General features: G+C 59.3%; 11 protein-coding genes. All 11 read left to right on the forward strand.

From position 1 onward, the window contains the following. Nucleotides 1-62: 62 nt before the first annotated feature. The 11 genes from mtnA (at nt 63) to GDH07_RS21135 (ending at nt 14,578) form a co-directional block, all read left to right on the forward strand. Complete coding sequence (gene mtnA, locus GDH07_RS21085; protein ID WP_152898773.1) at nt 63-1,139, forward strand: S-methyl-5-thioribose-1-phosphate isomerase; 1,077 nt, start codon at nt 63-65, stop codon at nt 1,137-1,139. A gap of 352 nt (nt 1,140-1,491) precedes the next feature. After that, the gene (gene gyrA / locus GDH07_RS21090) at nt 1,492-4,251 is read left to right on the forward strand and encodes a DNA gyrase subunit A (RefSeq protein WP_152898774.1); all 2,760 of its coding nucleotides are present in this window, start codon (nt 1,492-1,494) and stop codon (nt 4,249-4,251) included. A gap of 73 nt (nt 4,252-4,324) precedes the next feature. Beyond that, nucleotides 4,325-5,410 carry a 3-phosphoserine/phosphohydroxythreonine transaminase gene (gene serC / locus GDH07_RS21095; RefSeq protein ID WP_103325837.1) on the forward strand — a complete coding sequence of 362 codons (1,086 nt, stop codon included), beginning with the start codon at nt 4,325-4,327 and terminating at the stop codon, nt 5,408-5,410. Further along, the gene (gene pheA, locus GDH07_RS21100; RefSeq protein ID WP_022640122.1) at nt 5,410-6,504 is read left to right on the forward strand and encodes a prephenate dehydratase; all 1,095 of its coding nucleotides are present in this window, start codon (nt 5,410-5,412) and stop codon (nt 6,502-6,504) included. Before serC ends, pheA begins: the two co-directional genes overlap by 1 nt. 11 nt (nt 6,505-6,515) lie before the next feature. Beyond that, nucleotides 6,516-7,628 (forward strand): histidinol-phosphate transaminase, encoded by a 1,113-nt coding sequence (gene hisC / locus GDH07_RS21105; RefSeq protein WP_053133201.1) that lies wholly within the window; start codon nt 6,516-6,518, stop codon nt 7,626-7,628. 28 nt (nt 7,629-7,656) lie between these two features. After that, on the forward strand, nt 7,657-9,864 hold the full coding sequence (locus tag GDH07_RS21110) for a bifunctional prephenate dehydrogenase/3-phosphoshikimate 1-carboxyvinyltransferase (RefSeq protein ID WP_152898904.1): 2,208 nt from the start codon (nt 7,657-7,659) through the stop codon (nt 9,862-9,864). After that, nucleotides 9,864-10,550, forward strand: a complete 687-nt coding sequence (cmk, locus tag GDH07_RS21115) for a (d)CMP kinase (RefSeq protein ID WP_053133198.1) — start codon at nt 9,864-9,866, stop codon at nt 10,548-10,550. Before GDH07_RS21110 ends, cmk begins: the two co-directional genes overlap by 1 nt. 121 nt (nt 10,551-10,671) lie before the next feature. Further along, nucleotides 10,672-12,366, forward strand: a complete 1,695-nt coding sequence (rpsA, locus tag GDH07_RS21120; protein WP_058435296.1) for a 30S ribosomal protein S1 — start codon at nt 10,672-10,674, stop codon at nt 12,364-12,366. A gap of 178 nt (nt 12,367-12,544) precedes the next feature. Continuing rightward, on the forward strand, nt 12,545-12,826 hold the full coding sequence (locus tag GDH07_RS32570) for a hypothetical protein (RefSeq protein WP_152898775.1): 282 nt from the start codon (nt 12,545-12,547) through the stop codon (nt 12,824-12,826). Nucleotides 12,827-12,951: 125 nt separating this feature from the next. Continuing rightward, nucleotides 12,952-13,248 (forward strand): integration host factor subunit beta, encoded by a 297-nt coding sequence (gene ihfB / locus GDH07_RS21130; RefSeq protein ID WP_152898776.1) that lies wholly within the window; start codon nt 12,952-12,954, stop codon nt 13,246-13,248. 370 nt (nt 13,249-13,618) lie between these two features. Further along, nucleotides 13,619-14,578: a UDP-glucose 4-epimerase family protein gene (locus tag GDH07_RS21135; protein WP_152898777.1), complete on the forward strand. Its 960-nt coding sequence runs from the start codon at nt 13,619-13,621 to the stop codon at nt 14,576-14,578. Nucleotides 14,579-14,629 lie beyond the last annotated feature (51 nt).

A 14,629-nucleotide genomic window follows, 5' to 3' on the forward strand; every position in this document is an offset into this window, starting at 1 on the left:
GAGCGTCTTCGCCGGGGGATCGCTATAATCGGCGGCTTTTGTTCATGAGTGCGGGGTGAGGGATGCGCGATCGTCTGTTGGCTGCGGAGAAGGTCAAGGCCATTGATTGGCGGGATGGCACTCTGTACCTGCTCGATCAGCGGGCCTTGCCCCTTGAAGAGGCCTGGCTGGCCTGCGACAGCGTCGCTGCGGTGGCCGAGGCCATTCGCGCGATGGCGGTGCGCGGCGCGTCGGCCATTGGCATCAGTGCGGCCTACGGTGTGGTCCTGGCTGCTCGCGCACGTTTTGCTGCCGGTGGCGACTGGATCGCCGCGCTCGATGCGGACTTCAAGCTGCTCGAAGCTACCCGGCCGACGGCGGTCAACCTTTCCTGGGCCTTGCGCCACATGCGTGAGCGGCTGGAGCGGGTCAGGGAACATGCCGATCCTCTGGCTGTCCTGGAGGTCGAGGCCCTGGCGATCCATGAAAGCGATCGCGAGGCCAACCTGACCATGGCCCAGCTCGGGGTGGAACTGATTCGTCGATACCAGGGCAACCCGCAGACGCTGCTGACCCACTGCAATACCGGGGCCCTGGCCAGCGGTGGCTTCGGTACTGCCCTGGGGGTGATTCGCGGCGCCTGGCTGGAGGGCATGGTAGAGCGGGTCTATGTCGATGAAACCCGGCCCTGGCTGCAAGGCTCACGTTTGACTGCCTGGGAGCTTGCCAGCGAAGGCGTGCCGGTGACCTTGAACGCCGACGCCGCGGCGGCGCACATCATGAAGACCAAGGGCCTGACCTGGGTGGTGGTCGGTGCGGACCGGATCGCCGCCAATGGCGATGTGGCGAACAAGATCGGTACCTACCAGTTGGCCGTCAACGCCATGCACCATGGCGTGCGCTTCATGGTGGTGGCCTCCAGCTCGACCATCGACATGAGCCTGGCCACTGGCGAGGACATTCCGCTTGAGGAGCGCGACGCCCGGGAGCTGCTGGAGGTGGGCGGCAAGCCGGTGGGGGCGGCGGTGGAGGTCTTCAATCCGGTGTTCGACGTCACGCCGGCGGACCTGATCGATGTCATCGTCACCGAGAAGGGCATCGTCGAGCGCCCTGATGCGGCAAAGATGGCCCAATTGCTGTGTCGCAAGCGTCTGCATTGATCCTGCGTCGACACCTGCCGCTGGGTTGACCGGTAAATGATTGCCGACAGGTAAAAAACCGGGTTGGCGGGAAGGGGGATCGGTCTCTGAGGCCCTGTCGCCGTCTTTCAGGTGGTCATCGGTCAACTAGCTACGTTCCATGCGCATCAGGGGGATAGGTGCGTGGCGGCGATTGTGATAACATCCGGCGGTTTCCAGGGTGGTCCGATGCGGTCACCTCTACTGCGCAAATCCATGTCATAACTTGTTGATTTGTCGTAAGTCGGTGCTGGCACTAGGCCTGCAGCGGCGAGCTTCGTTCGTCCCATCTGGATGTGGCGAAGTTTCACCAGAAAAAGGAATCAGGCTTCTCATGGGCGAACTGGCCAAAGAAATCCTACCGGTCAATATCGAAGACGAGCTGAAACAGTCCTACCTCGACTACGCGATGAGCGTAATCGTCGGGCGGGCACTGCCTGATGCGCGCGACGGCTTGAAGCCCGTGCACCGGCGTGTGCTGTACGCGATGAGCGAACTCGGTAACGACTGGAACAAGCCGTACAAGAAATCTGCCCGTGTGGTCGGTGACGTGATCGGTAAGTACCACCCCCACGGCGATACTGCGGTGTACGACACCATCGTCCGCATGGCCCAGCCATTCTCCCTGCGCTACTTGCTGGTAGACGGCCAGGGCAACTTCGGTTCGGTGGACGGCGATAACGCGGCGGCCATGCGATACACCGAAGTGCGCATGACCAAGCTGGCGCACGAGCTGCTGGCCGACCTGCACAAGGAAACCGTGGATTGGGTGCCCAACTATGATGGCACCGAACTGATTCCCGCGGTCATGCCGACCAAGATCCCCAACCTGCTGGTCAACGGCTCCAGCGGTATTGCCGTGGGCATGGCGACCAACATCCCGCCGCACAACCTGGGCGAAGTGATCGATGGCTGCCTGGCGCTGATCGACAATCCCGAGCTGAGCGTCGACGATCTGATGCAGTTCATCCCGGGTCCGGACTTCCCCACCGCCGGTATCATCAACGGGCGCCAGGGCATCATCGAGGCCTATCGCACCGGTCGTGGCCGCATCTACATGCGCGCCCGCTCCACCATCGAGGACATCGACAAGGTCGGTGGTCGCCAGCAGATCGTCATCACCGAGTTGCCATACCAGCTGAACAAAGCCCGCCTGATCGAGAAGATCGCCGAGCTGGTCAAGGAGAAGAGGCTCGAAGGCATCACCGAGCTGCGCGACGAGTCCGACAAGGACGGCATGCGCGTAGTGATCGAGCTGCGCCGTGGCGAAGTGCCGGAAGTGGTGCTCAACAATCTCTACGCCCAGACCCAGCTGCAGAGTGTGTTCGGTATCAACATCGTCGCGCTGATCGACGGTCGTCCGCGGATCCTCAATCTGAAGGACCTGCTGGAAGCCTTCGTTCGTCACCGTCGCGAAGTGGTGACCCGGCGTACCGTATTCGAGCTGCGCAAGGCTCGCGAGCGTGGCCATATCCTCGAAGGCCAGGCCGTTGCCCTGTCCAACATCGATCCGGTCATCGCCCTGATCAAGGCCTCGCCGACCCCATCCGAAGCCAAGGAAGCGCTGGTTTCCACGCCGTGGGAATCCAGTGCCGTGCAGGTCATGGTCGAGCGCGCTGGTGCCGATTCCTGCCGTCCTGAGGATCTGCCGGAGCAGTATGGCCTGCACGACGGTAAGTACTTCCTGTCCCCGGAACAGGCCCAGGCCATCCTGGAACTGCGCCTGCACCGCCTGACCGGCCTGGAGCACGAGAAACTGCTGGCCGAGTACCAGGAGATCCTCAACCAGATCGGCGAGCTGATCCGCATTCTCAACAGCGCCGAGCGCCTGATGGAAGTGATCCGCGAAGAGCTGGAAGTGATCCGTGCCGAATACGGCGACGAGCGCCGCACCGAAATCGTCAATGCGACCCACGACCTCGACTACGGCGACATGATCCCCGAAGAAGAGCGCGTAGTGACCATTTCCCATGGCGGTTATGCCAAGACCCAGCCGTTGTCGGCCTACCAGGCCCAGCGCCGTGGTGGCAAGGGCAAGTCGGCGACCGGCGTGAAGGATGAGGACTACATCGAGCACCTGCTGGTAGCCAACAGCCATGCGACCCTGTTGCTGTTCTCCAGCAAGGGCAAGGTGTACTGGCTCAAGACCTACGAGATTCCTGAAGCCTCCCGTGCTGCCCGTGGCCGACCGCTGGTGAACATCATCGACTCGCTGGAGCAGGGCGAGCGCATCACCGCGATGTTGCAGATCGACCTCGAGGCCCTGCAACAGGGCGCTGATTCCGAGGAGGTGGAAGAGGCCGAGGACGTGCTGGCCGAAGCCGAAGTGATGGATGACGAGGAAGCCGAGGACGACGACGATCGCGACACGCCGGAGTGGGTCGCTGAGCCGACCGGTGCCTTCGTCTTCATGGCGACCGCCTTCGGCCTGGTCAAGAAGGTTTCGCTGGCGAGCTTCGCCAAGCCGCGCAAGGCCGGCCTGATCGCCTTGAAGCTGAAAGAGGGCGACACCCTGATCGCTGCGGCCATCACCGATGGTGCGCGGGAAGTCATGTTGTTCTCCAGCGCCAGCAAGGTCATCCGTTTCGTCGAGAGCGAAGTTCGCGAGCGCGGTCGTGTGGCCGGTGGTGTGCGCGGGATGAAGCTGGGCAAGTCCCAGCAACTGATCTCCATGCTGATCCCCGAGTCCGGTGCGCAGATCCTCACTGCGTCCGAGCGCGGTATTGGCAAGCGTACCGAGCTGCCCAAGTTCCCGCGCCGCAAGCGTGGTGGCCAGGGCGTGATCGCCATGAAGGGCCGTACCGGTAACCTGATCGGCGCCATCCAGGTGCGCGAGGACGAGCAGATCATGCTCATCTCCGACCAGGGGACCCTGGTGCGCACCCGGGTCGGCGAGGTGTCCATCCTCAGCCGCAACACCCAGGGGGTGACGCTGATCAAGTTGGCCGACGATGAGACGTTGGTAGGCCTGGAGCGTATCCAGGCGTCGGATGAGCTCGAAGACGTGCTCGAAGACGGCGAGGTGATCGATGGCGAGGTGGTCGACACCGAGGGCGAGGAGCCCGGCGCCGCCGACGAGGTGCCCCAGGAGTAACCCAGCGCAATAACCCGGCGGGGCGATCAGCATGATCGCCCCGCTTCATAAATGAAGCAGAGCGAGAGTGGATGTGAGCAAACGAGCCTTTAACTTCTGCGCAGGCCCTGCCGCGCTTCCTGAAGCGGTGCTGAAGCGCGCCCAGGCCGAGATGCTGGACTGGAACGGCAAGGGCCTGTCGGTCATGGAAATGAGCCACCGTAGCGACGACTATGTGGCCATCGCCGAAAAAGCCGAGCAGGACCTGCGCGAGCTGATGTCCATCCCCTCCAACTACAAGGTGCTGTTCCTCCAGGGCGGCGCCAGCCAGCAATTCGCCGAGATCCCGTTGAACCTGCTGCCGGAAAACGGCACGGCCGACTATGTCGAGACCGGTATCTGGTCGAAGAAGGCCATCGAGGAAGCCCGTCGCTTCGGCACCGTCAACATCGCCGCCAGCGCCAAGGCTTACGACTACCTGGCCATTCCGGGCCAGAACGAGTGGAAGCTGACCCCCAACGCGGCCTACGTGCACTATGCGTCCAACGAAACCATCGGTGGCCTGCAGTTCGACTGGGTGCCGCAGACCGGTGATGTGCCTCTGGTGGTCGACATGTCCTCCGACATTCTTTCGCGTCCGGCCGATGTGTCGCAGTACGGCATGATCTACGCCGGCGCGCAGAAGAACATCGGTCCGAGCGGCCTGGTGGTGGTGATCGTTCGTGAAGACCTGCTGGGCCGCGCCCGTAGCGCTTGTCCGACCATGCTCGACTACAAGGTCGCTGCCGACAACGGCTCGATGTACAACACTCCGGCCACCTATTCCTGGTATCTCTCGGGCCTGGTCTTCGAGTGGCTGAAGGAGCAGGGTGGCGTTGCCGCCATGGAGCAGCGCAACAAGGCGAAGAAAGACACCCTGTACGGCTTCATCGACAACAGTGACTTCTACACCAACCCGATCAGCGTCAACGCCCGTTCGTGGATGAACGTGCCGTTCCGTCTGGCCGACGAGCGCCTGGACAAGGCTTTCCTGGCCGGCGCGGATGCTCGTGGTCTGCTCAATCTCAAGGGCCACCGTTCGGTAGGCGGCATGCGTGCCTCCATCTACAACGCATTGGGCCTCGATGCGGTCAACGCTCTGGTGGCTTACATGGCGGAGTTCGAGAAGGAACATGGCTGATGTCTGAGCAAGAACTCAAGGCCTTGCGCCTGCGCATTGACTCCCTGGACGAGAAGGTCCTGGAGCTGATCAGTGAACGCGCGCGTTGTGCTCAGGAAGTGGCCCGGGTGAAGACGGCTTCCCTGGCCGAAGGCGAGGTGCCGGTGTTCTATCGCCCCGAGCGTGAGGCCCAGGTCCTCAAGCGGGTGATGGAGCGTAACCAGGGGCCGCTGGACAACGAGGAAATGGCGCGGTTGTTCCGCGAGATCATGTCTTCCTGCCTGGCGCTGGAGCAGCCGCTGAAAGTGGCCTATCTGGGGCCCGAGGGCACTTTCACCCAGGCTGCGGCCCTGAAACATTTCGGGCATGCGGTGATCAGCAAGCCGATGGCGGCCATCGACGAGGTGTTCCGCGAAGTGGCGGCCGGTGCGGTGAACTTCGGCGTGGTACCGGTGGAAAACTCCACCGAGGGTGCGGTCAACCACACTCTCGACAGCTTCCTCGAGCACGACATGGTGATTTGCGGCGAGGTCGAGCTGCGTATCCACCACCACTTGCTGGTGGGCGAGAACACCAAGACCGACAGCATCAGCCGTATCTACTCCCATGCCCAGTCGCTGGCCCAGTGCCGCAAGTGGCTGGACGCCCACTATCCGAATGTGGAGCGGGTCGCGGTATCGAGCAATGCCGAGGCCGCCAAGCGGGTCAAGGGCGAGTGGAACTCCGCGGCGATTGCCGGCGACATGGCGGCGAGCCTCTACGGCCTGACTCGCCTGGCCGACAAGATCGAGGACCGTCCGGACAACTCCACGCGGTTCCTGATGATTGGCAACCAGGAAGTGCCGCCGACTGGTGACGACAAGACCTCGATCATCGTTTCCATGAGCAACAAGCCAGGTGCGTTGCACGAGCTGCTGGTGCCGTTCCATGACAATGGCATCGACCTGACGCGGATCGAGACCCGGCCTTCGCGCAGTGGCAAATGGACCTACGTATTCTTCATCGACTTCGTCGGCCACCACCGCGACCCGCTGGTCAAGGGTGTGCTGGAGAAGATCAGCCAGGAAGCAGTGGCACTCAAGGTGCTGGGTTCCTACCCGAAAGCGGTTCTCTGAGGCATTTAACAATGAGTGGCGACTTCCTCGCCCTGGCGCAGCCAGGCGTGCAACAACTTTCGCCGTACGTTCCGGGCAAGCCCGTGGACGAACTGGCCCGTGAGCTGGATATCGATCCGGCCACCATCGTCAAGCTGGCGAGCAACGAAAATCCGCTGGGTGCCAGTCCGAAGGCGCTTGCGGCGATTCGCGAAGAGCTGGCCGAGCTGACCCGCTACCCGGATGGCAACGGCTTCGCGCTCAAGTCCCTGTTGGCCGAGCGCTGTGGCGTCGAGATCGAGCAGGTGACCCTGGGCAATGGCTCCAACGACATTCTCGAGCTGGTCGCTCGCGCCTACCTGGCCCCAGGCCTGAACGCGGTGTTCAGCGAGCACGCCTTTGCCGTCTACCCGATCGTCACTCAGGCGGTCGGGGCTGAGGCGCGGGTAGTGCCGGCCAAGGATTGGGGGCACGACCTGTCCGCCATGCTCAAGGCCATCGATGCGCAGACCCGGGTGGTGTTCATCGCCAACCCGAACAACCCGACAGGCACCTGGTTCGATGCCGAGGCGCTGGACGAGTTTCTCCAGGACGTACCGGCCCATGTGCTGGTGGTGCTGGACGAGGCCTACATCGAGTATGCCGAAGGCAGTGATCTGCCTGATGGCCTGGATTTCCTGGCGGCTTACCCGAACCTGCTGGTCTCGCGGACGTTTTCCAAGGCATACGGCCTGGCAGCGCTGCGGGTCGGTTATGGTTTGTCTACCGCGGTAGTGGCGGATGTGCTGAATCGCGTGCGCCAGCCCTTCAACGTCAACAGCCTGGCCCTGGCAGCGGCTTGCGCAGCGTTGCAGGACGATGACTACCTGGCTGAAAGCCGCCGCCTCAACGAGGCTGGCATGCAGCAGTTGGAAGCGGGGTTCCGCGAGCTGGGCTTGGGCTGGATCCCGTCCAGGGGCAACTTCATTGCCGTTGACCTGGGGCGCGAAGCCGCGCCGGTATTCCAGGGGTTGTTGCGTGAAGGGGTGATCGTGCGCCCCGTGGCCAACTACGCAATGCCCAACCACCTGCGCGTGACCATCGGCTTGCCGGCGGAAAACACTCGCTTCCTCGAGGCCTTGGCCAAGGTCATGGCTCGTGGTTGATGTCATTCCAGTGCAATCTGCTGTGCCTATGATCGGTCGCCTGGTGGTGATCGGCCTGGGATTGATTGGCGGCTCCTTTGCCAAGGGGCTGCGTGAAAGTGGCATCTGTCGCGAAGTGGTTGGCGTTGATCTGGATCCGCAGTCCCGTCGATTGGCCGTGGAGCTTGGGGTGGTGGATCGCTGCGAAGAGGATCTGGCCCTGGCTTGCCAGGGCGCCGATGTGATCCAGCTGGCGGTGCCGATCCTGGCCATGGAAAAATTGCTGGCCAAGTTGGCGAGCATGGATCTGGGGCAGGCGGTGTTGACCGATGTCGGCAGCGCCAAGGGCAATGTGGTGCGGGCGGCGACCGAGGCTTTTGCTGGTATGCCGGCGCGCTTCGTGCCTGGGCATCCGATTGCCGGTTCCGAGCAAAGTGGTGTCGAGGCTTCCAATGCCCAGTTGTTTCGTCGGCACAAGGTGATCTTGACGCCGTTGGCGCAGACGGATGCGCTGGCGCTGGCGCTGGTCGACAGCTTGTGGCGCGAATTGGGGGCAGATGTCGAACATATGCAGGTCCAGCGGCATGACGAGGTCCTGGCTGCAACTAGCCATCTACCGCATCTTTTGGCATTCGGGCTGGTCGATTCGCTGGCCAAGCGCAGTGAAAATCTGGACATCTTCCGTTACGCTGCGGGCGGGTTCCGCGATTTCACGAGAATCGCCGGCAGTGACCCGGTCATGTGGCATGACATCTTCCTCGCCAATCGCGAAGCGGTCCTGCGCACACTCGATACATTTCGCAATGACCTCGACGCCTTGCGCGACGCGGTCGATGCAGGGGACGGGCATCAGCTGTTGGGCGTATTCACTCGCGCCCGGGTAGCCCGCGAGCATTTCGGTAAAATCCTGGCCCGCCGGGCCTATGTGGACGCTATGAACTCCAACGATCTGATTTTCCTGGCAAATCCTGGTGGCCGCCTGAGTGGGCGGATTCGTGTTCCAGGTGACAAATCGATTTCCCACCGCTCGATCATGCTCGGCTCCCTGGCCGAGGGCACCACTGAAGTGGAAGGCTTCCTCGAGGGTGAGGATGCGCTGGCTACATTGCAGGCTTTCCGCGACATGGGTGTGGTCATCGAGGGGCCGCATCACGGCCGGGTGACCATTCATGGGGTGGGGCTGCACGGTTTGAAGCCGGCACCTGGCCCGATCTACCTGGGCAACTCCGGTACGTCCATGCGCCTGCTTTCCGGCCTGCTGGCTGCGCAGGATTTTGATAGCACCCTGACGGGCGATCCTTCGCTGTCCAAGCGTCCGATGAATCGTGTGGCCAACCCGTTGCGGGAGATGGGCGCGGTGATCGAGACCGCGGCCGAAGGTCGCCCGCCGATGGTGATCCGTGGCGGTCACAAGCTCAAGGGCTTGACCTACACCTTGCCGATGGCCAGTGCCCAGGTGAAATCCTGTCTGCTATTGGCGGGGCTGTACGCCGAAGGCAAGACCACTGTGACCGAGCCGGCGCCGACTCGCGACCATACCGAGCGCATGCTGCGCGGCTTCGGTTATTCGGTGGATGTCGAAGGAGCGACCGCCTCGGTGGCCTCCGGTGGCAAGCTCAAGGCTACCCATATCGAGGTGCCGGCGGATATCTCCTCCGCTGCCTTCTTCCTGGTGGCCGCTTCGATCGCCGAAGGCTCCGAGCTGGTGCTGGAGCATGTCGGGATCAACCCGACTCGTACCGGAGTCATCGACATCCTGCGCTTGATGGGGGCCGACATTCGCCTGGAAAACCAGCGTGAAGTGGGTGGCGAACCGGTTGCAGACCTGCATGTGCGCGCAGCCAGGCTCAAGGGTATCGAGATCCCGGAGGAATTGGTCCCGCTGGCGATCGACGAGTTCCCGGTACTGTTCGTCGCGGCCGCTTGTGCCGAGGGGCGTACGGTGCTGCGTGGCGCGGAAGAGCTGCGGGTCAAGGAGTCCGACCGTATCCAGGTGATGGCCGACGGCCTGCTGACCCTGGGTGTGAAATGTGAGCCGACCCCGGATGGCATCATCATCGATGGTGGCCAGATTGGTGGTGGCGAGGTCCATGGTCATGGCGACCACCGGATTGCCATGGCCTTCAGTGTGGCCTCGTTGCGCGCCAATGCGCCGATTCGCATCCATGACTGCGCCAACGTCGCCACCTCCTTCCCGAACTTCCTAGCGTTGTGCGCCCAGGTCGGCATCCGTGTTGCCCAAGAGGCCCAGTCGTGATGAGCAAGGCGCCTGTAATCACCATCGATGGGCCAAGCGGTTCGGGCAAGGGCACCATCGCTGGCAAGCTGGCCGAGCATCTGGGCTGGTGCCTGCTGGACTCCGGGGCCTTGTATCGGCTGCTGGCATTCGCTGCCCGCAACCATGGGGTCGACCTGACCAACGAGGAGTCGCTCAAGCTTCTGGCGGCTCATCTGGACGTACAGTTCCTGGGCGCTACCGAAAGCCATCCGCAGCGGATCATTCTCGAAGGCGACGATGTGACCGACGACCTGCGTAACGAGCAGGTCGGCGCCTGGGCTTCCCAGGTCGCTGCGTTGCCGGCGGTACGGGATGCTCTGCTGCAGCGTCAACGGGCCTTTCGCGAATTGCCGGGGCTGGTCGCCGATGGTCGTGACATGGGGACAGTGGTCTTTCCCGATGCACCATTGAAGATTTTCCTGACCGCTAGTGCCGAGGAGCGTGCGCGTCGCCGCTACTTGCAGTTGAAGGGGAAAGTCGATGGTGTTAGTCTGTCGAGTCTGCTAGATGAGATTCGTGCGCGTGATGAGCGCGATACCCAGCGAGCGGTCGCCCCGCTCAAGCCGGCGGCTGACGCCATACAGCTGGATTCCACGGAGTTGTCCATCGATCAGGTGTTGCAACGCATCTTGAGCGAAATCGCCCTTCGCGATATCGCCGGGTGAACAAGGAAGATCGTAGGGGACCAGTCATAGTCCTGCGATCTTTCTTTTATATGAACGTAACCCACATTGTCTGGAATGTGGCAGATGGGCGGAATCTTCGCCCTTATCAACAGGAATTAAAATGAGCGAAAGCTTTGCGGAACTCTTTGAAGAAAGCCTGAAAACCCTGAACCTTCAGGCAGGCTCCATCATCACCGGTGTTATCGTCGACATCGACTACCAAGCGCGTTGGGTAACCGTTCACGCTGGTCTGAAGTCTGAAGCGCTGATCCCGCTTGAGCAGTTCTACAACGATGCTGGCGAGCTGTCCATCAATGTTGGTGATGAAGTTCACGTTGCTCTGGACTCGGTTGAAGACGGCTTCGGTGAAACCAAGCTCTCCCGTGAAAAAGCCAAGCGCGCTGAATGCTGGATCGTTCTGGAAGCAGCCTTCGCAGCCGAAGAAGTGGTCAAGGGCGTTATCAACGGTAAGGTTAAAGGCGGCTTCACTGTCGACGTTAACGGCATCCGTGCGTTCCTGCCAGGTTCTCTGGTTGACGTCCGTCCAGTGCGCGACACCACGCACCTGGAAGGCAAAGAGCTCGAGTTTAAAGTCATCAAACTCGACCAGAAGCGCAACAACGTTGTCGTTTCCCGCCGCAGCGTCCTCGAAGCCGAGAACTCCGCCGAGCGTGAAGCTCTGCTGGAATCCCTGCAGGAAGGTCAGCAAGTCAAGGGTATCGTCAAGAACCTCACCGATTACGGCGCATTCGTCGATCTGGGTGGCGTCGATGGCCTGCTGCACATCACCGACATGGCTTGGAAGCGTATCAAGCATCCTTCCGAAATCGTCAATGTTGGCGACGAGATCGATGTCAAGGTTCTGAAATACGATCGCGAGCGCAATCGTGTTTCCCTGGGCCTGAAGCAACTGGGTGAAGACCCATGGGTTGCCATCAAGGCTCGTTACCCAGAAAGCACCCGCGTTACCGCTCGTGTAACCAACCTGACTGACTACGGCTGCTTCGCTGAGCTGGAAGAAGGCGTTGAAGGTCTGGTACACGTTTCGGAAATGGACTGGACCAACAAAAACATCCATCCTTCGAAAGTCGTACAAGTTGGCGACGAAGTGGAAGTTATGGTTCTGGACATTGACGAAGAGCGTCGTCGTATCTCCCTCGGCATCAAGCAGTGCAAGTCCAACCCATGGGAAGACTTCTCTGGCCAGTTCAACAAGGGCGACAAGATCTCCGGTACCATCAAGTCGATCACCGATTTCGGTATCTTCATCGGTCTGGACGGCGGCATCGACGGTCTGGTTCACCTGTCCGACATCTCCTGGAACGAAGTGGGCGAAGAAGCCGTACGTCGTTTCAAGAAGGGCGACGAGCTGGACACCGTTATCCTGTCGGTTGACCCAGAGCGTGAGCGTATCTCCCTGGGTATCAAACAGCTGGAAAGCGATCCGTTCTCCGAGTACGTACAAGAGAACGATAAAGGCGCAATCGTTAAGGGTGTTGTAAAAGAAGTTGACGCCAAAGGCGCCATCATCACCCTGGCTAACGATATCGAAGCTACTCTGAAAGCCTCTGAAATCAGCCGTGACCGCATCGAAGATGCGCGCAACGTCCTGAAAGAAGGCGAAGAAGTTGAAGCCAAGATCATCAGCGTTGACCGTAAGAGCCGTGTAATCCAGCTCTCTATCAAGTCGAAAGACGTTGAAGACGAGAAAGAAGCTATCCAGAGCCTGCGCGACAAGCCAGCTACCTCGGATATCGCTGCTGGTCCTACCACTCTGGGCGACCTGCTGCGTGCACAGATGGAGAAGCAGAACTAAGTTCTGGTTCACCAAAAAAAGGGCGACTTCGGTCGCCCTTTTTTGTGCCTGGAAATCAGTAGAGCTATCTTGGGGGGAAACCAAGGAGTGCAATCAGCGGTCTCTTAAGGGGGGCATGTAAGAGTCTTGGTTTTCGCTGGGTGACTCAGGTAGCACGAAGCCTGGCCTAGGGAGGAGTATGAGCAGGTTCATGATTGTTGGTTTGATGTTGTTTTTGGTTGGTTGTGAGGCCAGCGTAAAAACCCACGCGATTCGTGGAGCCACTGGTATAGAAATCGATTGTTCTGGATTGGGCTCGGATTGGAATAGGTGCTATGAGCGGGCTGTGCGTGAGTGCGATGCCAGTGGCTATAAGGTCATCAGCAAATCCAGCGATGCGAAAGATGAGGAAGGCGATTATCCCTTTGGCTGGAACCCGGCAGGGTATGTGACGAGGACAATGCTCGTTATGTGTCGCTAAGATTTTCGATTGTTACAGATGCGTCTCGTTTATATTGCTCGATGAGGGTGGGCTGTTCAAAACCTTCTAGGCATGCTAAAACCTTCTAAGCACTGACCTAGCTGCTTGAAAAAGAAGGGAAAAATATGACGAAGTCGGAGTTGATCGAACGAATTGTCACCCATCAAGGGCTGCTGTCATCCAAGGATGTCGAGTTGGCCATCAAGACTATGCTTGAGCAAATGTCTCAGTGTTTGGCTACCGGTGATCGGATCGAAATCAGGGGGTTTGGTAGTTTCTCGCTTCACTACCGTGCTCCGAGGGTGGGCCGAAATCCGAAGACAGGTCAGTCGGTCAGCTTGGACGGGAAGTTTGTTCCGCATTTCAAGCCAGGCAAGGAGCTTAGGGATCGGGTTAATGAGGAAGAGGGTAATGATTTTTAAGTTTTGACTCTGAGAGACTTCAAGCTTCAATAAGGAAGGAACTACTTTCCAATTGCTCTTGCGGAGTTGCTAGAGCAGAGCCTCTCGCTATTCTGGGACATTTAGGTATTTTTTCTTGCCATACCAATTCAATAGATGGGTGTGGTTTTTTTGTACTTGTAGTTTGAGCTTTCGTTGTGGGTTTTGCAGTTTACGCCTGTTGTAGCTTATTGGGGGGCAGGCTGTACTGACCGGTTTGCGGATTAAGGATCAGTGGTGAGGGATTTTTGAGGGGAAATGTAGCTCCTCGGTGCATTGTAGGCGCATAATGCCAGCTTTTGAGTGTTTCAGGCATCGTCTGTAGCGCGGGTTTGAGAGGATACGCTAGGAAATGACCAGGATTCTTTTGACAGGAGCATCCGGTTTTGTGGGAGCCGCTCTTCATGAGCGTTTAGCCAAATTCTCGACTTACGATTTGACCCTCGCATTACGTAGGCCCATGCAAGCACTTGGAGCTGCTGTTACCAGTGCTCTGATCGAGCAAATCGATGGAGCTACGGACTGGAGTCAATCGCTGCTGGATTGCGAAGTGGTCATACATGCTGCCGCTCGTGTCCATGTAATGCATGAATCTTCCAAAGATCCTCTTGCATCGTTTCGGAAAGTGAATGTAGAGGGGACGCTGAATTTGGCCCGGCAAGCTGCAGCCAAGGGCGTTCGCCGCTTCATATTCATTAGCTCCATCAAGGTCAATGGTGAAGAAACCTTCGGGACCCCCTATACCGCAGATTCTGAACCAGCTCCGGTGGATCCTTATGGTATTTCCAAGCTGGAGGCGGAACTGGGACTCATGAGCATTGCCTCACAGACCGGGATGGAGGTGGTGATCGTTCGCCCTGTTCTCGTTTACGGTCCTGGGGTCAAGGCAAACTTCTTGAGCATGATGAAATGGTTGAGCAAGGGTGTTCCGTTGCCTTTTGGTGCGATCAATAACAGTCGTAGCCTAGTGGCTTTGGATAACTTGGTGGATCTTGTTGTTACATGTATCGATCACCCCAAAGCTGCCAACCAGACGTTCCTCGTCAGTGATGGTGATGATCTTTCAACGACTCTGTTACTGAAGAAGATGGCTCAAGCATTGAATAAGCCCGCTCGACTTTTACCTGTTCCGAGTTTGTTTTTAAAACTTGCAGCATTTTTGCTGGGCAAAAAGTCTCTTTCGCAGCGTCTCTGTGGTTCACTCCAGGTCGATATCGCCAAGAATCGTGAGTTATTAGGTTGGAAGCCACCATTAAGTGTGGATTCAGCACTTGGTGTTACAGCCAGTAATTTTCTTGAGAAACATACCTGAATTATATTTGTTAGTGGTTGTGTGTTTTTTCATTGTTAATGAATGGTGGGT

Origin of the sequence: Pseudomonas piscis (assembly GCF_009380155.1) — a bacterium.
Classification (GTDB): domain Bacteria; phylum Pseudomonadota; class Gammaproteobacteria; order Pseudomonadales; family Pseudomonadaceae; genus Aquipseudomonas; species Aquipseudomonas piscis.

Excerpts from the sequence above, each read along its gene's own strand:
- ihfB (WP_152898776.1), top strand. The coding sequence starts at position 12,952 with ATGACGAAGTCGGAGTTGATCGAACGAATTGTCACCCATCAAGGGCTG.
- GDH07_RS21110 (WP_152898904.1), top strand. The coding sequence starts at position 7,657 with ATGATCGGTCGCCTGGTGGTGATCGGCCTGGGATTGATTGGCGGCTCC.
- pheA (WP_022640122.1), top strand. The coding sequence starts at position 5,410 with ATGTCTGAGCAAGAACTCAAGGCCTTGCGCCTGCGCATTGACTCCCTG.
- mtnA (WP_152898773.1), top strand. The coding sequence starts at position 63 with ATGCGCGATCGTCTGTTGGCTGCGGAGAAGGTCAAGGCCATTGATTGG.
- GDH07_RS32570 (WP_152898775.1), top strand. The coding sequence starts at position 12,545 with ATGAGCAGGTTCATGATTGTTGGTTTGATGTTGTTTTTGGTTGGTTGT.
- rpsA (WP_058435296.1), top strand. The coding sequence starts at position 10,672 with ATGAGCGAAAGCTTTGCGGAACTCTTTGAAGAAAGCCTGAAAACCCTG.
- cmk (WP_053133198.1), top strand. The coding sequence starts at position 9,864 with ATGAGCAAGGCGCCTGTAATCACCATCGATGGGCCAAGCGGTTCGGGC.
- hisC (WP_053133201.1), top strand. The coding sequence starts at position 6,516 with ATGAGTGGCGACTTCCTCGCCCTGGCGCAGCCAGGCGTGCAACAACTT.
- GDH07_RS21135 (WP_152898777.1), top strand. The coding sequence starts at position 13,619 with ATGACCAGGATTCTTTTGACAGGAGCATCCGGTTTTGTGGGAGCCGCT.
- gyrA (WP_152898774.1), top strand. The coding sequence starts at position 1,492 with ATGGGCGAACTGGCCAAAGAAATCCTACCGGTCAATATCGAAGACGAG.